General features: G+C 64.0%; 21 protein-coding genes and 3 tRNA genes. 8 read left to right on the forward strand and 16 right to left on the reverse strand.

Translation table 11 applies throughout. The features are described 5' to 3' along the window. The 11 genes from ACESMT_RS12780 to ACESMT_RS12830 all read right to left on the reverse strand — a co-directional run. On the reverse strand, window positions 1-139 hold a 139-nt coding region (locus ACESMT_RS12780; RefSeq protein ID WP_304838772.1), incomplete at its 3' end, for a GTP-binding protein. A gap of 109 nt (window positions 140-248) precedes the next feature. Next, a tRNA-Thr gene (locus ACESMT_RS12785) sits at window positions 249-323 on the reverse strand. 36 nt (window positions 324-359) lie between these two features. Continuing rightward, window positions 360-433 (reverse strand) — tRNA-Gly (locus tag ACESMT_RS12790). Window positions 434-484: 51 nt separating this feature from the next. Further along, a tRNA-Tyr gene (locus ACESMT_RS12795) sits at window positions 485-570 on the reverse strand. Window positions 571-632: 62 nt separating this feature from the next. Further along, entirely contained in the window at window positions 633-1,403 is a 771-nt protein-coding gene (locus tag ACESMT_RS12800; RefSeq protein WP_372826979.1) for a uracil-DNA glycosylase, read from the reverse strand. A 16-nt stretch (window positions 1,404-1,419) separates the two neighbouring features. Continuing rightward, window positions 1,420-2,220, reverse strand: coding sequence for an indole-3-glycerol phosphate synthase TrpC (trpC, locus tag ACESMT_RS12805; protein WP_372826980.1), 801 nt, complete (start codon window positions 2,218-2,220; stop codon window positions 1,420-1,422). Between the two features lie 3 nt (window positions 2,221-2,223). Next, on the reverse strand, window positions 2,224-3,267 hold the full coding sequence (gene trpD / locus ACESMT_RS12810; RefSeq protein ID WP_372826981.1) for an anthranilate phosphoribosyltransferase: 1,044 nt from the start codon (window positions 3,265-3,267) through the stop codon (window positions 2,224-2,226). A gap of 22 nt (window positions 3,268-3,289) precedes the next feature. After that, window positions 3,290-3,943, reverse strand: a complete 654-nt coding sequence (locus ACESMT_RS12815) for a LysE family translocator (protein WP_372826982.1) — start codon at window positions 3,941-3,943, stop codon at window positions 3,290-3,292. A gap of 10 nt (window positions 3,944-3,953) precedes the next feature. Next, window positions 3,954-5,000: a low-specificity L-threonine aldolase gene (gene ltaE, locus ACESMT_RS12820; protein ID WP_372826983.1), complete on the reverse strand. Its 1,047-nt coding sequence runs from the start codon at window positions 4,998-5,000 to the stop codon at window positions 3,954-3,956. A 75-nt stretch (window positions 5,001-5,075) separates the two neighbouring features. Then, window positions 5,076-5,648: an aminodeoxychorismate/anthranilate synthase component II gene (locus ACESMT_RS12825; RefSeq protein WP_372826985.1), complete on the reverse strand. Its 573-nt coding sequence runs from the start codon at window positions 5,646-5,648 to the stop codon at window positions 5,076-5,078. A 128-nt stretch (window positions 5,649-5,776) separates the two neighbouring features. After that, window positions 5,777-7,345 carry an anthranilate synthase component I family protein gene (locus ACESMT_RS12830; protein ID WP_372826986.1) on the reverse strand — a complete coding sequence of 523 codons (1,569 nt, stop codon included), beginning with the start codon at window positions 7,343-7,345 and terminating at the stop codon, window positions 5,777-5,779. A 356-nt stretch (window positions 7,346-7,701) separates the two neighbouring features. Here ACESMT_RS12830 and ACESMT_RS12835 point away from each other — a divergent pair, with 356 nt between their 5' ends. Next, on the forward strand, window positions 7,702-8,289 hold the full coding sequence (locus ACESMT_RS12835) for a chalcone isomerase family protein (protein WP_372826987.1): 588 nt from the start codon (window positions 7,702-7,704) through the stop codon (window positions 8,287-8,289). A gap of 60 nt (window positions 8,290-8,349) precedes the next feature. On the opposite strand, the gene gph is transcribed toward ACESMT_RS12835, so the two are convergent. The 4 genes from gph to rpe all read right to left on the reverse strand — a co-directional run bounded on the left by gph (window position 8,350) and on the right by rpe (window position 14,275). After that, complete coding sequence (gph, locus tag ACESMT_RS12840) at window positions 8,350-9,114, reverse strand: phosphoglycolate phosphatase (protein ID WP_372826988.1); 765 nt, start codon at window positions 9,112-9,114, stop codon at window positions 8,350-8,352. A 9-nt stretch (window positions 9,115-9,123) separates the two neighbouring features. Further along, window positions 9,124-11,646, reverse strand: a complete 2,523-nt coding sequence (locus tag ACESMT_RS12845; protein ID WP_372826989.1) for a PAS domain S-box protein — start codon at window positions 11,644-11,646, stop codon at window positions 9,124-9,126. A gap of 158 nt (window positions 11,647-11,804) precedes the next feature. Continuing rightward, the gene (locus tag ACESMT_RS12850; RefSeq protein WP_372826990.1) at window positions 11,805-13,523 is read right to left on the reverse strand and encodes an adenylate/guanylate cyclase domain-containing protein; all 1,719 of its coding nucleotides are present in this window, start codon (window positions 13,521-13,523) and stop codon (window positions 11,805-11,807) included. Between the two features lie 56 nt (window positions 13,524-13,579). Continuing rightward, window positions 13,580-14,275, reverse strand: a complete 696-nt coding sequence (rpe, locus tag ACESMT_RS12855) for a ribulose-phosphate 3-epimerase (RefSeq protein ID WP_372826991.1) — start codon at window positions 14,273-14,275, stop codon at window positions 13,580-13,582. A gap of 73 nt (window positions 14,276-14,348) precedes the next feature. Between rpe and apaG the strand changes: the two genes are divergently transcribed. The 4 genes from apaG (at window position 14,349) to ACESMT_RS12875 (ending at window position 19,397) form a co-directional block, all read left to right on the forward strand. Continuing rightward, a complete protein-coding gene (apaG, locus tag ACESMT_RS12860) occupies window positions 14,349-14,756 on the forward strand; it encodes a Co2+/Mg2+ efflux protein ApaG (protein ID WP_372827007.1) in 408 nt (135 codons plus the stop codon). 11 nt (window positions 14,757-14,767) lie between these two features. Beyond that, entirely contained in the window at window positions 14,768-16,768 is a 2,001-nt protein-coding gene (locus ACESMT_RS12865) for a site-specific recombinase (protein WP_372826992.1), read from the forward strand. Window positions 16,769-16,990: 222 nt separating this feature from the next. Continuing rightward, the gene (locus tag ACESMT_RS12870; protein ID WP_372826993.1) at window positions 16,991-18,247 is read left to right on the forward strand and encodes a cation:proton antiporter; all 1,257 of its coding nucleotides are present in this window, start codon (window positions 16,991-16,993) and stop codon (window positions 18,245-18,247) included. Beyond that, on the forward strand, window positions 18,240-19,397 hold the full coding sequence (locus ACESMT_RS12875; RefSeq protein WP_372826994.1) for a YbdK family carboxylate-amine ligase: 1,158 nt from the start codon (window positions 18,240-18,242) through the stop codon (window positions 19,395-19,397). The genes ACESMT_RS12870 and ACESMT_RS12875 overlap by 8 nt, the downstream gene beginning before the upstream one ends. Before the next feature lie 57 nt (window positions 19,398-19,454). Here ACESMT_RS12875 and dacB read toward each other — a convergent pair whose 3' ends face one another. Continuing rightward, on the reverse strand, window positions 19,455-20,948 hold the full coding sequence (gene dacB, locus ACESMT_RS12880) for a D-alanyl-D-alanine carboxypeptidase/D-alanyl-D-alanine-endopeptidase (protein ID WP_372826995.1): 1,494 nt from the start codon (window positions 20,946-20,948) through the stop codon (window positions 19,455-19,457). 53 nt (window positions 20,949-21,001) lie between these two features. On the opposite strand from dacB, the gene ACESMT_RS12885 reads away from it, so the two are divergent. From ACESMT_RS12885 to rimI, 3 genes are all read left to right on the forward strand, one after another. After that, on the forward strand, window positions 21,002-22,021 hold the full coding sequence (locus ACESMT_RS12885) for a DMT family transporter (protein WP_372826996.1): 1,020 nt from the start codon (window positions 21,002-21,004) through the stop codon (window positions 22,019-22,021). A 25-nt stretch (window positions 22,022-22,046) separates the two neighbouring features. Continuing rightward, window positions 22,047-22,769 (forward strand): tRNA (adenosine(37)-N6)-threonylcarbamoyltransferase complex dimerization subunit type 1 TsaB, encoded by a 723-nt coding sequence (gene tsaB / locus ACESMT_RS12890; RefSeq protein WP_372827008.1) that lies wholly within the window; start codon window positions 22,047-22,049, stop codon window positions 22,767-22,769. A gap of 94 nt (window positions 22,770-22,863) precedes the next feature. Then, entirely contained in the window at window positions 22,864-23,343 is a 480-nt protein-coding gene (gene rimI / locus ACESMT_RS12895) for a ribosomal protein S18-alanine N-acetyltransferase (RefSeq protein WP_372826997.1), read from the forward strand. Window positions 23,344-23,350: the final 7 nt, after the last annotated feature.

Genomic DNA, 23,350 nt, shown 5'->3' on the forward strand with positions numbered 1-23,350 from the left:
AGCCTTTGGCTTCGCCGCCGAATTTGGCTGCGAGCACGGTCGTGATCGCTGCCGTCAGTGTGGTCTTGCCATGGTCAACGTGCCCAATCGTGCCTACGTTGACGTGCGGCTTGGTCCGCTCAAATTTGCCTTTTGCCATTTTTTGGACTCCGAAAATTTATAAAGAGTTACGAACCAAATAAGCACCGCAACTACCGCCGCAATACTGTCAACTGCCCCGCGCATCCGCGCAAGAACGACTCAAAATATGGTGCCCATTCCGGGAATCGGACCCGGGACCTCTCCCTTACCAAGGGAGTGCTCTGCCACTGAGCCAAATGGGCTAAAAACCTTTACACACAACAAAAACTGACCAACTATGGAGCGGGGTAGGAGAATCGAACTCCTCGCTTTAGCTTGGAAGGCTAAGGTATTACCACTATACGAACCCCGCACAAGTGCATTTCGTAAATATCCGCAAATATCGCCACCGGTCAATCGCCACTGGTGGATGGGGCTGGATTCGAACCAGCGTACTCGTTAGAGGGCAGATTTACAGTCTGCTGCCATTAACCACTCGGCCACCCATCCTTCGAGCGAACCTCGGATTATGCCACGGAAATTTGTCAACTGGCAATCCAGACAACAAGCACTTACCACCTGACAGGCTGCCGTCCATGGCGCTCCAGAAACGCATTGGCCAGGCTGAAATGTCCACAGCCGAGGAAGGGCTGGGGCGGGCGCAAAGCCGACAGTGGCGAAGGGTGATTAGCCATCAGCACCGGGTGCCGGGCGCCAATCAGGGCGCGTTTGGCCTGAGCGTGCGCACCCCAGAGCATGAAGACAACAGAATCAGGTTTTGCCGACACTGCAGCGATCAAATGGTCGGTCAGCACTTCCCAACCCTGCCGGGCATGGCTGGCCGCCTGTCCCTCTTCGACCGTGAGGCTGGTATTGAGCAGCAACACGCCCTGCGCGGCCCAGCGCTCCAGTGAGCCGCCGACAGGCTGCTCGGGCGTGACGTCCGGGTCCCGCGCCAGTTCCTTGAAGATATTGCGCAGGCTGGGCGGCAGCCGCGCGCCATCGGGCACCGAAAAGGCCAGTCCCTGCGCCTGTCCCGGGCCGTGATAGGGGTCCTGGCCGAGAATCATGACGCGGACGTCGGCCAGCGGGGTCAATTCCAGCGCCCGAAACGGCTGCGGCGGATAAATGATGGCCCCCAGCGCAAGGCGCTGCTCGATGAACACGCCAAGTTGACGGCCCGCAGTGCTGGCCAGGAAATGACTAACCGCCGACGCCCAATCGGCCGCCAGCGGCCAGTCCGCCGGATTCCAGCGCGCCAGGTGCCGGCTGTGCCCGGCACTTTCCGGTGCCGGGCTGGGCAGGTTTTCAAAGGCCAAATCGGCCTGCAGTCCTTGCGGCATGGTCGCAAGTAGCTATCTAATTAATAGCGTCCGGGAACAGCGCCGCCAGCGCGATGCCGGGGTCGTCAGCCCGCATAAAGGCTTCGCCGACGAGGAAGGCATGGACCCCGGTCCCACGCAGGCGGGCCACTTCGGTCGGCGTCGTGATACCGGACTCAGTGACCAGCAGGCGATCGGACGGCACGTCCTTCAGGAGCCCCAGGGTGGTGTCCAGCGACACCTCAAACGTCTGCAAATTCCGGTTGTTGATGCCGAGCAAGGGCGTTTTGAGCTTCAGCGCGCGGCCCAGCTCGGCGCGGTCGTGCACCTCCACCAGCACGGCCATGTCCAGCGAGAAGGCCAACGCCTCGAGGGATTTCATCTGCGCGTCGTCCAGGCACGCGGCGATCAGCAGGATGCAGTCAGCGCCCATGACGCGCGACTCATAAACCTGGTAGGGATCGACGATGAAGTCCTTGCGCAATACCGGGAGATCGCAAGAGGCCCTGGCCTGCTTCAGATAGTCGATACTGCCCTGAAAAAAATCTTTGTCAGTGAGCACCGACAAACACGCTGCGCCATACTCGGCGTAACTTTGGGCAATATCGGCAGGAATGAAGTCGGCCCGGAACACGCCTTTGGACGGGCTGGCTTTTTTGATCTCGGCGATCACGGCTGGCTTGCCAGCAGCGATTTTGGCGCGCAACGCGCCCGCAAAGTCGCGCGTCAAAACGCGCGACTCGGCGTCGAAACGCATCGCGTCCAGCGGTTTGCGCTTGATGGCGGCGGAAACTTCCTGGCGTTTGACGGCCACTATCTTGTTCAGGATGTCGGACATGGTTCAGGCCGCCAGGGCTTTGGAGGTGGAAACAAGCTGCTCGAGCTTGGTTTTGGCAGCGCCGGAGTCAATCGCCTTGCGAGCCAGCACAATGCCCGCCTTCATGCTGTCAGCCACATTGGCCGCATACAGCGCAGCGCCGGTATTGAGGATGACAATGTCGCGCGCCGCGCCAGGCTCGCCATCAAGCACGCCCTTGAGCATGGCCATGGACTGCTCGGGCGTTTCCACGCGCAGGCTGCGGTTGCTGGCCATGGCCATGCCGAAGTCTTCGGGATGGATCTCGTATTCGGTGATTTCCCCGTTCTTGAGCTCACCCACCACCGTGGCCGCACCCAGGCTCACCTCGTCCATGCCGTCCTTGCCATAAACCACCAGCGCATGTTCAGCGCCCAAGCGTTGCAGCGCACGCACCTGGATGCCGACCAGGTCGGGGTGAAACACACCCATCAGGATGTTGGGCGCGTCGGCCGGGTTGGTCAGCGGGCCCAGGATGTTGAAAATGGTACGCACGCCAAGTTCCTTGCGCACCGGCGCCACATTTTTCATCGCCGGGTGGTGATTCGGCGCAAACATGAAGCCCACACCAACCTCTTCGATGCACTTGGAAATCGCGTCGGGCTTGAGGTTGATGTGGATGCCCAGGGCTTCGAGCACGTCGGCGCTGCCGGACTTGCTGCTGACGCTGCGCCCGCCGTGTTTGCTGACCTTGGCACCGGCCGCCGCCGCGACAAACATGGAGCAGGTCGAGATGTTGAAAGTGTGCGAGCCGTCACCGCCGGTACCGACGATATCTATCAGGTGCGTCTTGTCGGCCACATGGACCTTGGTCGAAAACTCGCGCATGACCTGCGCCGCAGCGGTAATTTCACCAATGGTTTCCTTCTTGACGCGCAGGCCGGTGATCAGCGCCGCCATCATGACCGGCGACAGCTCGCCACTCATGATCAGGCGCACGATCTTGAGCATCTCGTCATGAAAGATCTCGCGGTGTTCAATCGTGCGCTGCAGCGCTTCCTGGGGGGTGATTTTGTTGCTCAGGGGCATGATCGTGCTCTTGTCTCTGGTGTTAGTCGGAAGGATTGTCGGTCAGGGCCAGTTTCAGGCCAAATGTGATGAACACGGCGCCGGCCACCCGGTCCAGCCAGGCCATGCCTTGCTGCAAGGCGGCCGCTCGCTGCGCCAGCCAGGCCGCCGTGAGTGCCCAGCCGATATTGACCCACAGACCGTTGAAATTGAAAAGCAAACCCAGCAGCAAAAAAGCCAGCGGCTTGTTCACCACATCGGGCGCGATGAACTGCGGAACAAAGGCAAGAAAAAACAGCGCCACCTTGGGGTTCAGCACATTCGTCCAGAAACCCTGGGAAAAGATGCTTTTCAGGGCTCCAGCCCTTGGTGGGCCTACGTCATCCGCTCCTGAATCAATAGCAAAACCAGTGTTCCTCGCGGTCAAGAGGCGGACGCCGACATAAACCAGGTAAGCCGCGCCGGCCCACTTGAGCACCGCGAACGCCGTGCCCGACGCTGCCAGCAAGGCACTGACGCCCAGTGCCGCCGCTACGATGTGCACAAAGCAGCCCGCCGTGATACCCAGCGCCGCCACGACGCCTGCGCGCGCGCCGCGGCGCAGGGCATGGGTCACGATGTACAACACGTCCGGTCCGGGCGTCAGGTTGAGCAGCACGCCAGCGGCGATGAAAAGCAGCAGTTGTTCGGTCGCCATGGATGTCCCCTCAGCCCTCGAAGAACCCGCGAATCGCCGCGATCGCCCGGTCCACACCAGCCGCATCCACGTTGAGGTGGGTGACAAAACGCAGGCGGTACAGGCCCGTCGCCTGAATGCCTTCGTTCGCCAGGTGCCGCAGCAAGGCCTCGGACTGGTCACGCGCACTGCCCACCAGGTCCACAAACAGAATGTTGGTCTGCGGCGCCTCGACCTGCAGGCCAGGCATGCCTGTCAGGCCTTCGGCCAGACGTTTTGCCAGCACGTGGTCGTCGGCCAGGCGCTCGATGTGGTGGTCCAGCGCATACGAGGCTGCGGCCGCCAGCCCACCGGCCTGCCGCATGGCGCCGCCGGCCATCTTGCGGATGCGGTGTGCCCGTGCGATGAAATCGCGCGAACCACACAGCGCCGAGCCGACCGGCGCGCCCAGCCCCTTGCTGAAACAAACCGAGACGCTGTCAAAGCAGCCGGCAATGCGCTTTGCCTCGGCCAACGCGGTGCTGCCCGTTTGCGCGACCTGCGCCACCGCAGCGTTAAACAGCCGCGCGCCGTCGAGGTGGCGGTTCAGGCCCCTGGCTTTCGCCAGCGCAGTAGCCTGCTGCAGATAGTCAAAAGGCAGCAGCTTGCCTCCCAGCGTGTTCTCCAGGGCCAGCAGGCGACTGCGCGCGAAATGGGGGTCGTCCGGCTTGACGGCGGCCTCAATGTCGGCGAGGGCCAGCGTGCCGTCAGCCTGGTGGTTCAGCGGCTGGGGCTGCACGCTGCCCAGCACCGCCGCGCCGCCGCCTTCCCAGCGGTAGCAGTGCTGCATCTGGCCGACGATGTACTCGTCGCCGCGCTGGCAGTGGGCCAGGATGGCGCACAGGTTGCTCTGGGTCCCGGTGGGCACAAACAGCGCCGCCTCGAAGCCCAGCATCGCCGCGATCTTGTCCTGCAGTGCGTTCACACTCGGGTCGTCGCCGAACACGTCGTCCCCCAGTGGCGCACAGGCCATCGCGGCGCGCATGCCTTCAGTCGGCTGCGTGACGGTGTCACTTCTCAAGTCAACGATCTTGGTCATTTCGGCCTCCAGCCCTTATGCAGCAGGCGTCAAAAGCTCTGTTTTTTATAGCAAAAGCCATTGCCGCCGTTGCCGCTACGCGTGTTGTTCCAGGAAGTTTTTCAGCATCGCATGGCCATACTCGGTGAGGATCGATTCCGGGTGAAACTGCACCCCCTGAATCGCCAGCTCTTTGTGGCGCACGCCCATGATTTCGCCGTCGTCGGTCCAGGCCGTGACCGCCAGCACCTCGGGGCAGGACGATTTCTCAATCGCCAGCGAGTGATAGCGGTTGACGATGAACTGCCTGGGCAGACCGGCAAACACGCCTTCCTGCGTGGTGCTGATGACGCTGGTCTTGCCGTGCATCAGCTGCTGCGCGCGCACGATCTTGCCGCCAAAAGCCGCGCCCACCGCCTGGTGGCCCAGACACACGCCCAGAATCGGCAGCTTGCCGGCGAAGTGCTGAATCGCCGCCACCGAAATGCCGGCTTCCGCCGGGGAACAGGGGCCGGGGGAGATCACCAACCGGTCGGGGGTGCGCGCCACGATGCCTTCGACGGTGATTTCATCGTTGCGAAACACCTCAACCTCAGCACCGAGCTCGCCGAAATACTGGACGATGTTGTAAGTGAAAGAGTCGTAGTTGTCGATCATGAGCAGTTTCATAAGGCCCCCACGCTTGTCGCTACGCGAGCCTTTGGCATTTCGCTGCCCCATTCACGGATAAAAGGGGCCGCATTTTGCCTTGGGGCGGCCCGGCGGCAAAACATCCCTGTCTGTATGTCCATGGCGTTTTACTCCAGACCTTCTTCGACCAACTCGGACGCGCGCAGCAAGGCGCGCGCCTTGGCTTCGGTCTCTTTCCACTCCAGCTCGGCCACCGAGTCGGCCACCACGCCGGCCGCCGCCTGCACATACAGCATCTGGTCCTTGATGACGCCGGTGCGGATCGCAATCGCCACGTCCATGTCGCCAGCGTAGCTCAGGTAGCCGCAGGCGCCGCCGTAGATGCCACGCTTGGTCGGTTCGAGCTGGTCAATCAGCTCCATCGCATGCACCTTGGGCGCGCCGGTCAGGGTACCCGCCGGAAAACTGGCCTTGAGCACGTCCATGCTGGTCATGCCGTCGAGCAACACACCCTCGACATTGCTGACGATGTGCATCACATGGCTGTAACGCTCCACTGAAAAAGCCTCGGTCACTTTGACCGTGCCGGTTTTGGCGATGCGCCCGATGTCGTTGCGCGCCAGGTCGATCAGCATGACGTGTTCGGCGCGCTCTTTCGGGTCGTTGATCAGCTCCTGCTCAATCGCCGCATCGGCTTCCGGCGACGAGGCGCGGGGTCGCGTGCCGGCCAGCGGGCGAATCGTGATTTTTTCGCCGGCTTCGACCTTTTCCTGGCGCACCAGGATTTCGGGCGACGCGCCCACCACATGGAAATCCCCAAAGTGGTAGTAATACATATAAGGCGAGGGATTGAGCGAACGCAGCGCGCGGTACAGCGACAGCGGCGACTCGGTGTAACGCTTCTTGATGCGCTGACCGACCTGTACCTGCATGAAGTCGCCGGCCTCGACCAGCCTTTTAGCGCGCTCGACAGCGGCCAGGTAGTCGGCCTTGGAAAAATCACGCTCGGCGGGGTAAGCCTGGGTCGGCTTGACCACGGGTGCGCTGACCGAATACTTGAGTTGCTCCTTGAGTTCACGCAAGCGCTTTTTGGCATTGGCAAAGGCCTCGGGCAAGGCCGGGTCGGCATACACAATCAGGTAGAGCTTTCCCGAGAGGTTGTCGATCACCGCCAGTTCTTCACATTGCAGCAGCAGGATGTCGGGGCAACCCAGCGTATCGGGCGGGCAGCTGGCCGCCAGCTTCTTCTCGATGTAGCGCACCGTGTCGTAGCCAAAGTAGCCGGCCAAGCCGCCGCAAAAACGCGGCAGACCGGGCCGCAACGCGACCTTGAAACGTTTCTGGTAGTAGCTGATGAAGTCAAGCGGATTAGCCCTGGAGGTTTCGATGACCTGGCCGTCCCGCACGACCTCCGTCAGCGCGTCGGTGCCAAACCCGCTGGCGCGTACCAGGGTTCGGGCCGGCAGGCCGATAAAGCTGTAGCGACCAAAGCGCTCGCCGCCGACCACCGACTCCAGAAGGAAGCTGTAGGCACCGCCGGGCCGCCCCAAGGTGCCGACGGCCCCCTCGGGGGGCAGCGAAGCGTGGGGGCTAATGTCTTTGCCGCCGTCTTTGGAGTGCGCTAGTTTGAGATAGAGCGACAGCGGGGTTTCGAGGTCGGCAAACGCTTCGACCATCAGCGGAATGCGGTTGTAGCCCTGCAGCGCAAGGCTTTTGAATTCAAGTTCAGTGATCACGGGGAGCTTCCTTCACCGGTGGGCCCACGTGTCAGGACAGGGGACCGCCATCATTCAAAAGGCCTCAGAGGAGGCCGGGGTACTCCGTGCGAGGGAGTGCATCGACAGGGCTGCATGGCGCGAAGGCGCAAGGCCTCGGCATGCAAGGACTCTCAGGCCCGCCAGGGCCAGGCTCCCCGGTCGCCACGACCTGTCTGAATGATGCGATGAATGAACATAAGAGTTGAAAGTGTATCAAACAGCCGCAGCCCCGCAGTCAGCACACGTCATGCTCGCAAACCCTGTTGCAGCCCAGCCCGGTCACTTACAGAATGCTACATAAACGAACGCTCGTTCTATTTTACAAAGGAGACCCCATGAAATTCATTAAGCAGTGCGTCCTTGGCTTGCTGACGGGGATGATGGCTTTGGGCGTTGCTGCCGCCGTCGTCGATGTTGGCGGCGTCAAGCTGGAAGACACGGCCGAGGTGCGCGGCAACAAGCTTGTGCTTAACGGCGCGGGTGTCCGTTACAAGGCAGTGTTCAAGGTGTACACCGCCGGTTTGTACCTGAGCAAAAAAGCCGGCACCCCTGAAGAGGTGTTGGCCGCGCCCGGCGCCAAGCGTCTGCAGATCACCATGCTGCGCGACATCGACGCCAACGAGCTCGGCAAACTGTTCACGCGCGGTGTGCAGGACAACTCACCCAAGGCGGAGATGTCCAAGCTGATCCCTGGACTGATCAAGATGGGCCAGATTTTTTCTGACCAGAAAAAACTCGCGACTGGCGACGTCTTCATGATCGACTGGGTGCCCGGCACCGGCACCATCATCACCGTCAAGGGCGCTCCCCAAGGCGATCCGTTCAAGGAGCCGGAGTTTTTCACCGCGATGATGCGCATCTGGCTGGGTCCCGTGCCGGCCGACTGGAAACTCAAGGATGACCTGCTCGGCAAACCCGGCTGAGCATGGCGCTTGAGCGGGATTTCCAGGCTTGCGCAGCGCGGGACGCGCAGGCAAGCAGGCTTAACGGGGCGCAAGCCCCGTTTTTGTTTTGATACGGTCCAGCCTGATCGCCGCCAGCGTATCGACAAAGCCGTCGGCGTCCACGCCGCGTACCGGCTCTCCGTGGTTGTAGCCGTAGGTCACCAGCAGCACCGGGCAGCCGGCGGCCCGCGCCGCGCGCGCATCGTTGCTGGAATCGCCGATCATCAGCGTGCGACCGGGCAGGCTGCCCAGCGCCTCGCAGGTTTTGAGCAGCGGCAGGGGATCGGGCTTTTTTCGCTCAAACGCGTCTCCACCAAACACCTGGCTGAAAAAGCCGTCCAGTCCCTTGGCCTTGAGCAGCGGCAGCGCAAAAGCCGTCGGCTTGTTGGTCAGGCAGGCCAGCTTGAGGCCGTGCTGCCTGAGCTGCTGCAGACCCTCGGGCACACCGGGATACACCTGTGCGTGTTGGCCATTGATGGCCAGGTAATAACGCTGGTAGCTGGCCCAGGCGTCGGGAAACAGGCGTGCGGCGTGCGCTCCTGAATCAATAGCTGCTTGCGCCCGTCCCACCTGGGCTGGAGCCACTTTTAATACATGGCGCAGCACCGACTGGATCAAATGCTCCGAACCCTTACCCACCATCGGCGCCACCACCGCGCGATCCACCAGCGGCAGTGACAGATCTGCCAGCATCAGGTTCAGGGCGACCGCAAAGTCGCCCAGCGTATCCACCATGGTGCCGTCCAGATCAACAATGGCCGCCTCCAGCGGCCCTGCGTCCCGGCCAGGCTGGTTGTCAGTCATCAAACGGGCTCATACTTTTTGCTGGCTGCGCCTGTCCCGGATGGCCAGCTTCACGCTGGCCAGCAAGCGCTGCTCGTCAATGGGTTTTTCGAGCCAGTCCGCCACGGCCAGCCCGCCACCGGCGTGCAGCCTGGCCTCCGCCGCCGTGACCGACAGCACCACAACCGGGAGGTCCGCTGTGCGTTTGTCCTCGCGAACCGCGCGGATCAGCGCCAAATTATTGGCGTAAGGCCTTTTGACATCGACCACCATGGCAGCGTACGGGGTGACCCCCAAGTAGCCGTGCGCCTGGGCAGCGGTATGCGCCGTGTCTGGATCAAAGCCACCATGGTCAAGCATCATGCTGATCAGCTGCGCGACATCGGGGTTGCTTTCACAGACCAGGACACGCGGCCGGTCCATGCCATCAAGGCTCATGGGCGCGGTCACAGGCGGCGTTTCCCGCCATTCCGGCAACTCAAAGAAGAAGGTCGTTCCGACACCCACCTTGGACGTGAAGAAAATGCTGCCGTCCATGCGCTCCAGAATGGCCTTGGAGATGTTCAGACCCAGACCGGTTCCACCCTTCTGGCGCGTGTCAGAGGAGTCGGCCTGCGTGAACTTCTGGAACATGCGGGGATGGAATTCCTCCGGGATGCCGGGCCCGTTGTCGCTGACCTCCACGCGGATACGCCCGGCGGACCGTCCCAGCAACACCAGCACCTGGCCCTGGGCCGGAGAAAACTTGATGGCGTTGGACAGCAGGTTGGTCATGACCTGAAGCAGGCGGTCGCTGTCCACCTGAACCAGCAATGACCGCCTGGGCGCCTTCACCACCAGCTGCACCTTATGCTGCGCGGCAAAACCCTCGTTGTCGGCCACCGCGCGCTCAATCAGGCTCAGCGTGTCCTGCGGTTGCAGCTCAAACGGCATTTGCCCGGATTCTATTTTTTCGCTGTCCAAAATATCGTTGATCAGGCGGATCAGTCGCTCGCAGTTGGTCTTGGCAATCTCGACCAGCGCCCTGGCCTTGTCCGGCAGCGCGCCGGCAACCCCGCCCGAGATCAATCCCAGCGACCCACGTATGGACGTCAGCGGGGTGCGCAATTCATGGCTGACGGTAGAGACAAACTCGCTTTTCATGCGGTCAATCCGCTTGAGCTCGGTGACGTCGTTGCCCAGCGAAAAAAATCCGATGACTGTGTCCTCCTCCTCTTCCTCCCCGTAACGCGGAAAGTAATTCATCACATAGTCGCGGCGTTCCCCGCTGGCGGTGAGGTGCTCGCGCTCGTACCGCACCGAATAGCCCGACAGCACCTCCTGCACATGAGCCCGAACCTGCTCGTACAACACCGGCCCCATCACCTCCTCCATGGATTTGCCGTGGATCTGCGGCGCGCCCAGGCCGAAGGCTTCCTCGTAAGCCTTGTTGTGAAACCGGAAACGCTGATCCTTGTCGATGTAGGCGATCAGCGCGGGAACGGTGTCGGTCACCTGGCGCAGCTGCGCTTCGCTGTCACGCAAGGCCTCGCTGATGCGCTTGCTCTCGGTGATATCGCGGATGATCGCAGTGAACAGCCGGCGCCCGCCCACAGTGACGTCGCCGAAAGACACATTGACCGGGAACTCTGTGCCGTCGCGGCGTTGCCCCCGCACCAAGGTGCCGGCCTCCCTGAAACCGCGTGGCCGGGCGGTCAGCGCACTGAAAAAAGCGGTAAACCCGATCTGGTAGCGCGCTGGCAGCAACATGACCACCGGCTGCCCCACCAGGTCCTCCAGCCGGTAGCCGAACAGGGTGCGCGCAGCGCTGTTGGCGCTGGCGATCGCCCCGTCCTGGGTCGCGGTCACCACGCCCTCGGCCATGCTCTCGGCCACGGCCCGGCTCATGGCTTCACTGTCGGCCAGTTTGGCCTGGATGCGCCGGCTGACCGCCTGCGACCGCTGGATCATCCAGATCGCCCAGGCCAGCACGCTGAGCGACAGCAGGCCACCCAGCACGATCAGCAGCTCGACAACCTGGGCAGTGCGTGCGGTGTCCCGCCTGGATTGCCCGATCACGAGGTTTTCAGCGCTTTTGATACCCTCGGCAAGAGCGTCAATCTGGTCGTGGAGCTGGCGACTAAGGTCGCTGCCGACAATCGCCGTGGCGGCCTCCAGCCCCAGCTGCTGACGCGCGGCCACTGCCTCGTCCATCCGCTCCACCCGCTTGGCGATCAGGCTCTCCAGGACGCGCAGATCTTCGCGCCCATTGGTCAGCGTTCCGGCGGTCAATACGTTGATCAGCGCCTGCTGGATGCGATCGCGTGCCTGTCGGTAAGCAGCCAGGTCGCCGGCCGTCGCCGTTAACAGGTAACGCCGTTGCAGCGACTCAGCTGTCTTGAACTGGGACACCAGCCGTTCCAGAACAATCACCGCTTCCTGCGTCTGCGTTTCGCGATTGGCATCGCGGATCAGGAAATGGATCGTGGTGTATGAAGCCGCAGCGCCCAGGAAGATCAGGATCAGCCCCACCGCCAGGGCGAAGTTGATGGTTGCGCGAAAGGGCAGCTTCATGTCGGTGGGCCTGTCGTATCGCCGGTGACTGCCGCGTGCGCTTCCCGCAAAGGGCAAGCGGCCCGTGTGTCCAGAGGATCATGCTTGATGGGTGAACTGTACCCAGAAGATACACCCACCGCCACAGCGCGGCACGGATAGTGCGGCGCAGCGCCCGTTCATGGCGCACCCAACGGCGCCCCGGCCAGGCCTGCGTCCAGCGCGGCCACCAACTCATCCAGCGAGTCCTCCAGGCTGGCCAGCAGGCCTTCGAGGCGGTCCCTCGGCTGCCCCTCCCCAATGGCTTGCTCCAGCGCGCCCGCATCGGCAGGCACCCGCGTGGCGCCGATTTGCGCCGACACGCCGCGCAGGGAGTGGCTCAGCAGTTCGGCGGTTTTCGGGTCACCTGCGTCCAGCGCCTGCCGCACCTGACCCACCGTGTCTCGCCGCCCGTCCCGGTAGCGGCCCAGCATGGCGAGGTAGAGCGGCGTCATGCCCATCGCGCGGCTCAGTCCCAGCGCGAGGTCCAGACCCACAATAAGAGCGGGCAGGTCCGGACCGGCCGCCACAGCCAGGGCATCGGCTACCGGCAGCTTGCCCACAGGCGCAGCAGGCATCCGGCCATCCTGTTGACCGGCCTCCCGCGTGCCCTGCGCCTCCAGCGCCTCCAGCATCTCACGCAGCGAGGCGACGGTTCGCTTGCGATCAGCAGCACTCACGCGCTCCAGATCAATGTCCACGCGCAGGCCCGGGTGATCGCAGTGAAGGGTCTGGCCACCACGCGAGCCGCCGCCATCGGGGTGAACCGCGTAAACGGAAATCGGTTCTGAAAAGCCCTTGGCCATCACGGGGTCACGAGCGTCGGCGCCAATCTCACCCTGCACCAGCGCGTGGGTTTCACTGGAGATCAGGATTTCCCCGGGCTCGGCGGCCTGCTCCAGCCGCGCAGCGAGGTTGACCTCGCGGCCGATGATGGTGTATTCCATGCGCAGCTCGCTGCCGAAATTACCGACGTCGCAGAACCCCGAATTGATCCCTATGCGTATTTCGAAAGTCTTGTTGATGCCCATGTCGCGCCAGCGCAGGCGAAGTTCGTCCATGCGTTTTTGCATCGCAATCGCCATCCTGACGCACTGCAGCGCGTCCTCCCGCACGCCCAGGGTCTGCGGATCGCCGAAAAAAATCACGATGGCATCGCCGATGAATTTATCCAGCGTCGCGCCGTACTCCGCGGCGATCAGGGACATTTCCGACAAATAGCTGTTCAGCAGCAGCGTGACTTCTTCAGGCTGCCATGTCGCTGTGGATGCGGTGAAGTTCTGGATGTCGGAAAAAAACACGGTCAGCTTCTTGCGCTGGGTGCGGATTTCGGCCTGCCGGGAGCCCTCAAAAAGCGACTGGTAAACCTGCGGCGCCAGGTAACGCGAGAGTTGCTGCGACAGGTCCTTGAGCCGCCGGGCATAGGCGCTGCGCTCAAGATGGAGTTTAACGCGCGCGAGCAGTACCGGCGGGCTGATGGGTTTGGTCACGTAATCGGTGGCGCCCAGGTCCAGCCCGCGATGCTCCTCCTCGACGCTGCCCAGGGCTGTCAGGAAAATAACCGGGATGTCGGCGGTGCGCGCATCGCCTCCCAGCCGTTTCAGGACTTCATAACCGTCCATGACTGGCATCATCACGTCGAGCAGGATGATGTCAGGGCGCTGGGCGGATCGGGCCAGGGCCAGGCCCGCGTCGCCAGACGCGGCCAGCATCACTTCATAGTGGATTCGCAGCAGCGCGTCCAGCAGGTAACGGATGTCTTCGCTGTCCTCAATGACCAGGATGCGCGGGCCAGGCGCGCTGAGAGCGCCGGCCTGCCCTGCCCGGCCTGCGTCCGGCCCGTCCGCTGTAACTCCCATCCGTCACGTCCTTTCCAAACACTGGCTGGCCGCGCCCCTGCGCGCGACCCGCTGCCTTACGCTGCCAGCGCCGCCCGCATGCCGTCGATCACGGATCGGTAATCGGACTTGCCAAAAATGGCGCTGCCTGCCACAAAGGTGTCGGCCCCGGCAGAGGCCACGCGCGTAATATTGTCCAGCTTGATGCCGCCATCGACTTCCAGACGGATGTCCTTGCCCGACGCTTCGATGCGTTTCCTGGCCTGCTCGATCTTGCGCAGCGCCGAGTCAATGAAGTCCTGGCCGCCAAAGCCCGGGTTGACACTCATGATCAGAATCAGGTCGATGTCGTCGATCACCCAGTCGAGCACATCGAGTGGTGCGGCCGGGTTGAAAACCAGCCCGGCCTGGCAGCCCCTGGCTTTGATCGCCTGTACGCTGCGGTGCACATGGCCGGTCGCGTCGGGGTGAAAACTGATCAGGTCTGCACCAGCATCGGCAAAAGCCGCTGCCAGCGCGTCAACCGGCTTCACCATCAGGTGCACATCGATGGGTACCGCGGTGCCGTCGGCCTTTTTGGCGTGCGGCTTGAGGGCGCTGCAGATCATGGGCCCGAAGGTCAGGTTGGGCACGTAATGGTTGTCCATCACGTCGAAATGAATCCAGTCCGCGCCGGCGGCAATCACCGTCTGGAGTTCTTCACCCAGCCGCGCGAAATCGGCCGACAAAATGGAAGGGGCGATCCGGTACACCGGTGACTTGGTTTCACGCATGGAAGGATTGTCGCACCCCGAAGCAGGCGCATCAATCAAGCCGGGTAACATGGGCACCTCTGTTTTCAACGCCATGCCGAAATACCAATTTTCCTGCGATGTCTCGCCGCACTACCTGCCCGGGCAATCCTCGCCCGCCGACGGTGTGTACGGTTTTGCCTACAGGGTCACCATCACCAACACCGGCGAGGTGGCGGCGCAGCTGATCGCGCGCCACTGGGTCATCAGCGACGCGCGCGGCCATACCGAGGAGGTCAAGGGCCTGGGCGTGGTGGGCCACCAGCCGCTGCTCAAGCCCGGCGAGTCCTTCCAGTACAGCAGCGGCTCGCGTCTGCACACGCCCACCGGCACCATGCACGGCAGCTACTTTTTTGTCGCCGAGGACGGTGAGCGTTTTGAATCGGTCATCCCGATGTTTGTGCTCGACGCCGGCGATGGCGCCGGCGCTGCCAGCGCTGGCGTCAGCCGGGTTCTGCACTGATCTCGCCCAACATGCGTACGCTGGCCGAGTTGCTGGATCAGCTGGAGCCTGACGCGAGGCTGGCTGGCCGCCATCTCTGGCTGATTGGCCTGCTGGACTGGATCAGGGGCAAGGACCGCAACCCGCAGGCTGCGGTCCAGCGCCTGCGGCTGTTTCTCGATGCGGCGCAGACACGGCCCGGCTTCCAGGCCCGGCTGTATCACTGGTGGCGCACCCTGGTCGGCACCGTGGATGCCACGCCCTTGTTCGCCGATTTCGGCTTTGCGCCGCGCGCGGCTTTTTTAAGCGAGCTGGGCGAGCGGCTGCGCTACAAGTTGCTGCCCGGCACGCCTGAAACCACCCACGCCACTGAATTGTTCATGCTGCTGTTTCCATCACCGTTTGATGCGCAGTGGCTCAGGCTGATCGACGAGGACTCCCTGGCCCGCCTGGGCGGGCTGCTCAACACGCCCCCGCCTGCCGCAACGGCAGCGGCGCCGGAGTTGGTGCAGCCCGCTGGCCGCACCTTGCTGCAGGATTGGCAGGACGTCCTGCTGGAAGCGCTGACCTATTGCACCAGCCAGGTGGCTGCCACCGGGTTTTCTCCCGAGCTGCGTCTGCGCATGAGTGCGGCGACGCTGCAGACCCGGCCATTCCACGGTCTGGCGGCCGACATGGGGGCTTTGCGCAGCACCCTGCTGGCGCACGGCCGCGACAGCGGCGCCGCGCACCTGGCGCTGGACCAGTTCAAGAGCCGGCTGGAGGCCTGCCGCAGCGCCGCTTCCTCGGTGTATGCGCACCTGGACGAACACGGCATCTCGGTCGGCCTGGTGTTTCGCCTGCGCCAACTGCGCGAGCGCATCCTGCGCATCCGTGAGCTGCTCGACTGCCTGCTTTCCGGCAAACCTGCCAGCAGCGCAATGCAGCTACTGGCAAGGCTGGTGCTGCTGGCCGAGGAAAGGCGCAGCATACGTGCGCTGATTGCGGCCAACTCCACCTTGCTGGCCGCCAAGGTGGCCGAACGCGGCGCCGAAACCGGTGAGCATTACATCACACGCGATCGCGCCGCCTATCGAAAAATGCTGGGTAAAGCCGCCGGCGGCGGCGCCCTGACGGCCGTCACCACGCTGCTCAAGTTCATGGTTGTGGGGCTGGCGCTGTCGGCCTTCTGGAGCGGCTTCCTGGCCAGCATCGTGTTTGCCGCCAGCTTTGTGCTGATCCAGTTGCTGCACTTCACACTGGCCACCAAACAGCCCGCCATGACGGCACCGGCCATGGCTGCCAAGCTCAAGGACCTGCGCACCGGCGAAGCGGTCGGCGAGTTTGTCGATGAAGTCACCCACCTGGTGCGCTCCCAGGTGGCGGCCGTGCTGGGCAACGTACTGGTGGTGGTGCCGGCCGTGCTGCTGATCAGCGTCGCCATGCAGTACGGACTGGGGCGACCGATGATCGACGCAACAGAAGCCGGTCATGTGCTGCACAACCTGAGCCTGCTCGGCCCCACGCTGCTGTGGGCCGCCTTCACCGGTGTGGTGCTGTTTGCCGCCAGCATCATAGGCGGCTGGGTGGAGAACTGGTTTGTGCTGTACCGGCTGGCCTCAGCGATGCGCTACAACCCGCGCATCACGCGCATGCTCGGCGTGGCCCGCGCCCGGCGCTGGGCCGCCTTCATGCACCTCAACATCTCGGGTTTTACCTCCAACATCGCCCTGGGTTTCATGCTGGGACTGATTCCGTCCATGACCGGCTTTTTCGGGCTGGCGCTCGAAATGCGCCATGTCACGCTGTCCTCCGGCCAGTTGGCCGCAGCCGCTGCGGCGCTCGGCTGGGAGGTGTTGCGGCAGCCGGCCCTGTGGGGCTGCGTGGCTTCCATCCCGTTGATCGGTGCACTCAATCTGGGGGTGAGCTTTTACTTCGCCTTCCGGCTGGCGCTGCAGGCGCACAATGTCAGCGGCGTGGACCGCGCCCGTATCCGTTCGGCAATCTGGGCGCGCTGGCGCACCCGGCCGGGAAGTTTTTTTGTTCCAGACTGACATTCGCCTGTCCGTCAAGCCTGGGGGCCTCCGGGCTTGTACTACAGTCAGCGCGGGTAAACTGCGGTAAATTCGGGAACTCCTTACAGTCGCGCCTGGCAATGCCTTTCGGTTTGCCGGCTTTCAAGCCGGTTCACCGGCCTCTCCCCCTAGAGCACCCGATGCAGCCCCCGCTGCGCGGCTGCATCTGCCCCCACAACCATCATCGGAGACATCCTACCCATGAATGAAGTCATGGCCATCTGGGCCGAATGGATCAAGCCCTCGGCCGGCCTGCCCACCGTGCAGTGGTCGATATTGCTGGCCGTGGCGGCCCTCACCGGTCACCTGGTGCAGCGGTTCGCCGGCATTCCCAAAGTCGTCGGCTATTCCGCCGTGGGGGCCCTTGCCGGCCTGGCCGGCTTCTCCGGCGCCGTCTGGCCGCTGCAGGGCACAGGGCTCTTCCTGCTTGAATTGGGCGTGGCCGTGGTGCTGTTCGAGGCGGGCGGGCGGATTCCGCTGCGCTGGTTCCGCCACAACCCCATGGTGCTGGTGCAGAGCCTGGCTGAATCGGCCCTGACCTTTTTTCTTGTCTACTGGACGCTGACCTATTTCGGCATGCGCGAGGTGGTTGCCGAGCCGCTGGCCCTGCTGTCCATGGCCGCTTCGCCAGCCGTGCTGTCACGCGTGATCACGGACACCCGCGCTTCCGGGCCGGTGACGGAACGCGCCATGGTGTTGTCCACCTTGAGCACACTTTATGCGCTGACGCTTTGCAGTGCCCGCGCCGGCATGATGGGCCGCAGCGAGCAAAGCCTGATGGACACCTTCTACCCGGTGGCCATCGTGCTGGGCCTGTCGGTGGCGGTGGGGGCGGGCCTGGCGCTGGCGCTGCGCTCCGCGCTGCGGGTCATGAGCCCAACCAGCGAGAACACCGCCATCTTGCTGCTGGCCCTGATTGCCGCAGGCGCTGCCCTGGCCGCGCACTTTGGCGGCTCGGCGCCGCTGGCGGCGCTGTTGGGTGGCATGCTGCTCAAACAGCTCAACCCAAGGCCCTGGTCCTGGCCGCGGCAGATGGGCACGGCCTCGGCGATGCTGACCATGCTGATGTTTGTGCTGGTGTCCGTGGTGGCGGCGCAGGCCGACTGGAGCGCACCGGTTGCGGGTCTGGTGCTGGCTCTGGTAGCGGCGCGGGCGCTGGCCAAAATCAGCGGCGTTGCGCTCGGCAACGTCGGCAGCGGCGCCAGCTGGAAGCAGGCGCTGTGGGTCGGCTGCGCGATGTCGCCCATGTCGTCCGTCGCGTTGCTGCTGGTGTCCCAGTTTGTGGCGGCCTCGACCTCCCTGGGCCCGCGTATTGCGAGCATCGCGCTACCGGCCATCCTGCTGATGGAAGTGCTGGGTGCCATCCTGGCGACCCTGGCGATTTACCGCGCCGGTGAAAGCTCCAGGCCCTGGGCGCCCCGGCCTTTCCTCCCGTCTGCAGGAGACTTCCGTGAATAAGCAAACCGAACCGCAACTGGCGCCCGGCGGGCTGGAGCCTTTCCAGAAATCAGCCGCACTCTCGCTGGGTGTCGAGCTGGAGCTGCAGCTGGTCAACACCCACGACTACGATCTCGCGCCTTATGCCGAGGACATGCTGCGCCTGATGGAGAAAGTCCCCTTGCCCGGCAGCGTGGTGCCCGAGATGACCTCAAGCATGATCGAAATTTCCACTGGCGTCTGCAAATCATCCTCCGAAGTGCTGGGCCAGCTCACGCAGATCCGCGACGCACTGGTCAAAAGCGCAGACAAGCTCAATATCGCTGTGGTCGGCGGCGGTACCCACCCTTTCCAGCAATGGCATGAGCGGCGCATTTACGACAAGCCGCGCTTTCGCGAGTTGTCCGAGCTCTACGGTTACCTGTCCAAGCAGTTCACCATCTTTGGCCAGCACGTGCATGTCGGTTGCCCGGATGCCGACACAGCGCTGCTGACCCTGCACCGCATGTCGCGTTATATCCCGCACTTCATCGCGCTATCGGCATCCAGCCCGTATGTGCAGGGGCAGGACACCGCCTTTGACTCGGCCCGGCTCAATTCAGTGTTTGCCTTTCCGCTATCGGGCCGCGCGCCGCTGGCGTTGACCTGGGACGACTTCACGGTGTACTTCGAGAAGATGACCCGCACCGGCGTGGTCCGCAGCATGAAAGATTTTTACTGGGATATCCGGCCCAAGCCCGAGTTCGGCACCATCGAGATCCGCGTCTTCGACACGCCCCTGACCGTGGGCCGCGCCGCCGCCCTGTCAGGCTACGTGCAGTCGCTGGCCTCGTGGTTCATGAACGACCAGCCCTTCATGCCGACCGAGGACGATTACCTGGTCTATACCTACAACCGCTTTCAGGCCTGCCGCTTCGGCCTGGAAGCCGTCTATGTGGACCCGGCCACCGGCGAACACATGGCGTTGCGCGACCACATCCTGATGACCATGGACAAACTCGGCCCGCATGCCGGCCCGCTGGGCGCCAGCAGTGGCATCCATCTGCTGCGCAGCAGCGTCGAGATGTCGAACAACGACGCGCGCTGGCTGCGGGAGTTGCAGGGCAAGGAAAACCTGCTGGCCGAGGTGATCCGCCAGGCGGCACTGAAATTCCGCGGCTTGCCGATTTAGGCGTTCAGATCCCCGCTGACATCTGGTCGCGCCAGGCGGCTTGCACAGGCCGGCGTATCAGCGTTCCTGCACCGCCCACTGAATCAAGGCATCCAGCGCCGGCCGCGCAGCGCCCGCGTTCGGGTGGTTGACGATGCCGACGACGATGTAGCGTGCCCCGCTGGCACCATTGGCATAACCGGCCACCGCCGTCACGTCGCGCAATGAGCCGGTCTTGATGAAGGCCTGACCGGCGACGTTTTTGGCGCGCGTTCGCATGGTGGCATCCATACCAGCCACCGGCAGCGAGTCCAGCAGGTCCTGCGCTACGCGGCTTTGCGCCGCGTGCTGCAGCATGGCCGCCAGGCTGGCGGCAGTGACGCGCTCGATGCGGCTCAGGCCTGAGCCGTTGTCCATGACCGGGGCGGGCTGCTGAGGCAGAGATTTTTTCCACCAGGCAGCCAGGGCCGCGCGGCCGGTCTCGGGCGTGGCCTGGTCCAGTTGCCCGCCCTGCGCTGGCCGGCTCAGGGTCAAAAACAAGTGCCTGGCCATCACGTTGTTGGAATACTTGTTCACGTCGCGCACGATTTCGCGCAGCGGCAGCGAGGGTGCGTCCAGGCGCAACGGCGCTTTCTCGCCGGACAGCGTGCCGCGCGCGCGCAGCACCGCCAGTTCACCAGCCGTGGCGTCACGCACGCTGCCGGTCAGCAGGCCGCCCAAGACACGCCACGAGCCCTCAATGGCGCGCGCCGCAAAGGTCGCGGGTTCGGCATAAGCGCTGGGCCAGACCCGCTCGCCGCAGGCCACCGAATAACTGCCCATGAACTGCAGGCGGTTCGGGTTGTCCACGCTGGCGCGCAGTTCGCTGCGCCAGTCGCCGCAGCGGGAGACCCGCGCCAGCGGCACGCTCTCGTCGATCACAATGCCGGCCATGGGCGGCTCGACGGCCACCAGCGCCCGGTTGTTGATCGGGTCAGGCGTGAAACGCATCACCAGCGATTTGAAGTTGATCAGCAGCGCGTCCGGGCTGGCGTTGTAGGGCCGCAGCGGTTCACCGTCGAACTCGCCCGCGTCTTGCAGCGACACCTGAAAGGCGCTACGGTCCAGCACGATGTCGCCGCGAATCACCTTGACGCCGCTGTACTGCACCTGTGCCAGCAAAGCCTGCAAGCGCTCAACCACCATCTTGGGATCGCCGCCGCCGCGCACCACCAGGTTGCCGTGCAATATACCGTCGGAGACTTGGCCGTCCATCAGCACGCGGGTGGTCCAGGTGAAGTCGGGGCCAAGCAGGTCCAGCGCCGCGTAGGTGGTCACCAGCTTCATGATCGACGCCGGGTTCATGGGTTCGCCGGCCCGATGGCTCAGGCGCGGCGCCTGCCGGCCGGTGGCGTCCACCACCAGCAGGCTGACCGCGTCGGTCGGCATCTGCGCGCGCGCCAGCGCCTTGGCGACGGCGGCCGGCAGCACGGGTTGAGGGAGCTTGGGGACTTTCTGGGCCACTGCCCAGCCCGGCAGCAGGCAAGCGGCCGTGAGCAGCAGCGCCCGGGCAGGAAGGGGATTCAAAAACATGGCTGATTATCGGCGCAGGGTCAGGGGCAGCGGCTTGCCCGGATAATCAGGGAATGCGTTTTTCCCCCAAGACCGTGGGTGTGCTGGCTGCCGTGGTGACGGTGGCCATCTGGACCTCCTTCATCGTGATTGCCCGCGCCACCGCGCACCGCAACCTGACCCCACTGGACATCTCCCTGCTGCGTTTTGCCGGCGCGGCCCTGGTGCTGCTGCCCTGGGGCGCCTGGCTGGTGTGGAGGCGCGCGCGTGACAGCGCGCCCGGTTTGACCCCGCCGAGCTGGCTGGGCCTGTCGCCGCTGGGATTCAAACTCACCGCGCTGATCGGCATGGTCGGCGGTGTCGGTTACGCCTGCCTGGCCTACAGCGGCTTTTATTTCGCACCGGCCGCCCACGCTTCGGTGCTGCTGCCCGGCACCTTGCCGCTGAGCACCACGCTGATGGCGGTGCTGATCCTCAAGGACCGCGTGACGCCGGTGCGTGCCATTGGCCTGGGACTGATTTTTCTCGGCGACGTGCTGGTGGGCGGCGCCAGTCTGTTACACGCCTGGACCGATGCAGGTAGTCAGGTATGGAAGGGTGACCTGCTGTTTTTGAGCGCCTCCACCTGCTGGGCCGTGTATTCGGTGCTGGTGCGCAAACATGCGCTGCAGGCGGTGTCTGCCACCATTGCCATCAGCGTGTTCGCCTTCGTGACCTATGTGCCGGTCTACAGCCTGCTGGCGTATTCGGGCGCCATTGCCACCCGGCTGGCCAGCGCGCCCTGGAGCGAGATTGTTTTCCAGATGGTGTTCCAGGGCGTGGGCTCGGTGGTGATTTCGGGCATCACCTTCACCAAGATGGTCCAGCACTTCGGGCCGGTGCGCTCGACCATGATCACTGCGGTGGTGCCCGGCCTGTCAGCGCTGGGGGCGGTGATTTTTCTGGGCGAGCCGCTGCACTGGAACCTTCTGGCCGGACTGGCGCTGGTCACGGTGGGCATTGTTTTCGGTGTGCGCTTGCAGGCGCAGCGCCCTGCAGTGGTCACTCCCGATTTGATAGCTGATGGCGTCCGTCCAACAAGGGCTGAGGCCTGATTTGACCGTGAAACCCATGAAACCCATGAAACTCCTGGCTTTCGACACCAGTACCGAGATCCTTTCGGTGGCACTGACCGATGGCAGCCGCGTGTGGCAACACACTGGGCCGGGCGCAGCGCAGGCCTCAGCCGCGCTGATTCCGACCCTGCTGGACCTGCTGGCGCAGGCCGGGCTGGCGCTGGGGGAGCTGGACGCGCTGGTGTTCGGGCGCGGGCCGGGCTCCTTCACCGGTCTGCGCACAGCCTGCTCGGTGGCGCAGGGCCTGGCGCTGGGTGCGAAGCTGCCGGTGCTGCCGCTGAACACGCTGCTGGCCGTCGCTGAAGAAGCGCGCTTCCAGCATCGGCCCACATCGGGCGCGCTGGCGCTCACGGCGCTGCTCGATGCGCGCATGGACGAGATGTATGTGCAGCGGTTTGCCTTTGACGGCGCGCAGTGGTCATCACAGGCCGGCTGCGTGTTGACGCGGCCTGAAAACCTGCAGCTGGCGCCGGCTGACGTGCTGCTCGCAGGCAATGTGTTCAGCGTGTATGCGGGCCGCCTGCCCGCCGGGCTGGCGGCGCTTCAGTGCGCCCCATCCCTGCCCACCGCCACCGCCATGCTGCGCCTGGCGCCCGCCCTGCTGGCGGCCGGTCAGGGCGTGGACGCCGCCCATGCGCTGCCACTGTACGTGCGCGATAAAGTAGCATTAACCACCGACGAGCGCGCCAGGGCCAAGGCCGCCGCCGCGCTTGTTACCCCGCTATGAGCCGCCGGGCCGTTCCCAAGGCGAGTACCGCAGCCCACAGGGCGGAGGTTTATCCTATGAGCCGCCGGGTCGTTCCCAAGGCGAAGGTTATCCAATGAGTGCCGTTCTCCAACCCTTTGAAGCCCGATTCGAACCCATGACAGCGTCATGGTTCGCTGCTGTGCAGCAGGTGGAGCAAAGCGCCTACGACCACCCCTGGAGCCAGGGCAATTTCAGCGACTCCCTGCAGGCCGGCTACCAGGCGCAGCTGCTGACGGCCGGCCCCGACACAGACAGCGAGTTGCTCGGTTACTTTGTGGCGATGAAAGGTGTGGACGAAGTCCATCTGCTCAACATCACCGTCGCGCCCGGCCAGCAGCGCCAGGGCTGGGCCCGCGTGATGCTCGATGCGCTGGTGATCTGGTCGCGCGGTCAGGGCGCGTTATGGCTATGGCTGGAAGTGCGGGTCAGCAATGTGCGCGCGCGCGCCATTTACGAGCGCTACGGGTTTCGCCACGTCGGCACCCGGCCCCAGTACTATCCCGCCGCCGGGGCACAGCGCGAAGACGCAGTGGTCATGAGCCTGGCTTTATGAAAGCGCC

This window comes from Polaromonas sp. (assembly GCF_041689105.1).
GTDB lineage: Bacteria > Pseudomonadota > Gammaproteobacteria > Burkholderiales > Burkholderiaceae_C > Polaromonas.

Excerpts from the sequence above, each read along its gene's own strand:
- rpe (WP_372826991.1), bottom strand. The coding sequence starts at position 14,275 with ATGCGTGAAACCAAGTCACCGGTGTACCGGATCGCCCCTTCCATTTTG.
- trpC (WP_372826980.1), bottom strand. The coding sequence starts at position 2,220 with ATGTCCGACATCCTGAACAAGATAGTGGCCGTCAAACGCCAGGAAGTT.
- ACESMT_RS12800 (WP_372826979.1), bottom strand. The coding sequence starts at position 1,403 with ATGCCGCAAGGACTGCAGGCCGATTTGGCCTTTGAAAACCTGCCCAGC.
- ltaE (WP_372826983.1), bottom strand. The coding sequence starts at position 5,000 with ATGACCAAGATCGTTGACTTGAGAAGTGACACCGTCACGCAGCCGACT.
- ACESMT_RS12815 (WP_372826982.1), bottom strand. The coding sequence starts at position 3,943 with ATGGCGACCGAACAACTGCTGCTTTTCATCGCCGCTGGCGTGCTGCTC.
- trpD (WP_372826981.1), bottom strand. The coding sequence starts at position 3,267 with ATGCCCCTGAGCAACAAAATCACCCCCCAGGAAGCGCTGCAGCGCACG.
- ACESMT_RS12835 (WP_372826987.1), top strand. The coding sequence starts at position 7,702 with ATGAAATTCATTAAGCAGTGCGTCCTTGGCTTGCTGACGGGGATGATG.
- ACESMT_RS12850 (WP_372826990.1), bottom strand. The coding sequence starts at position 13,523 with ATGGGAGTTACAGCGGACGGGCCGGACGCAGGCCGGGCAGGGCAGGCC.
- ACESMT_RS12865 (WP_372826992.1), top strand. The coding sequence starts at position 14,768 with ATGCGTACGCTGGCCGAGTTGCTGGATCAGCTGGAGCCTGACGCGAGG.
- ACESMT_RS12825 (WP_372826985.1), bottom strand. The coding sequence starts at position 5,648 with ATGAAACTGCTCATGATCGACAACTACGACTCTTTCACTTACAACATC.
- apaG (WP_372827007.1), top strand. The coding sequence starts at position 14,349 with ATGCCGAAATACCAATTTTCCTGCGATGTCTCGCCGCACTACCTGCCC.
- rimI (WP_372826997.1), top strand. The coding sequence starts at position 22,864 with ATGAGTGCCGTTCTCCAACCCTTTGAAGCCCGATTCGAACCCATGACA.
- ACESMT_RS12870 (WP_372826993.1), top strand. The coding sequence starts at position 16,991 with ATGAATGAAGTCATGGCCATCTGGGCCGAATGGATCAAGCCCTCGGCC.
- ACESMT_RS12885 (WP_372826996.1), top strand. The coding sequence starts at position 21,002 with ATGCGTTTTTCCCCCAAGACCGTGGGTGTGCTGGCTGCCGTGGTGACG.
- dacB (WP_372826995.1), bottom strand. The coding sequence starts at position 20,948 with ATGTTTTTGAATCCCCTTCCTGCCCGGGCGCTGCTGCTCACGGCCGCT.
- gph (WP_372826988.1), bottom strand. The coding sequence starts at position 9,114 with ATGACTGACAACCAGCCTGGCCGGGACGCAGGGCCGCTGGAGGCGGCC.
- ACESMT_RS12845 (WP_372826989.1), bottom strand. The coding sequence starts at position 11,646 with ATGAAGCTGCCCTTTCGCGCAACCATCAACTTCGCCCTGGCGGTGGGG.
- tsaB (WP_372827008.1), top strand. The coding sequence starts at position 22,047 with ATGAAACTCCTGGCTTTCGACACCAGTACCGAGATCCTTTCGGTGGCA.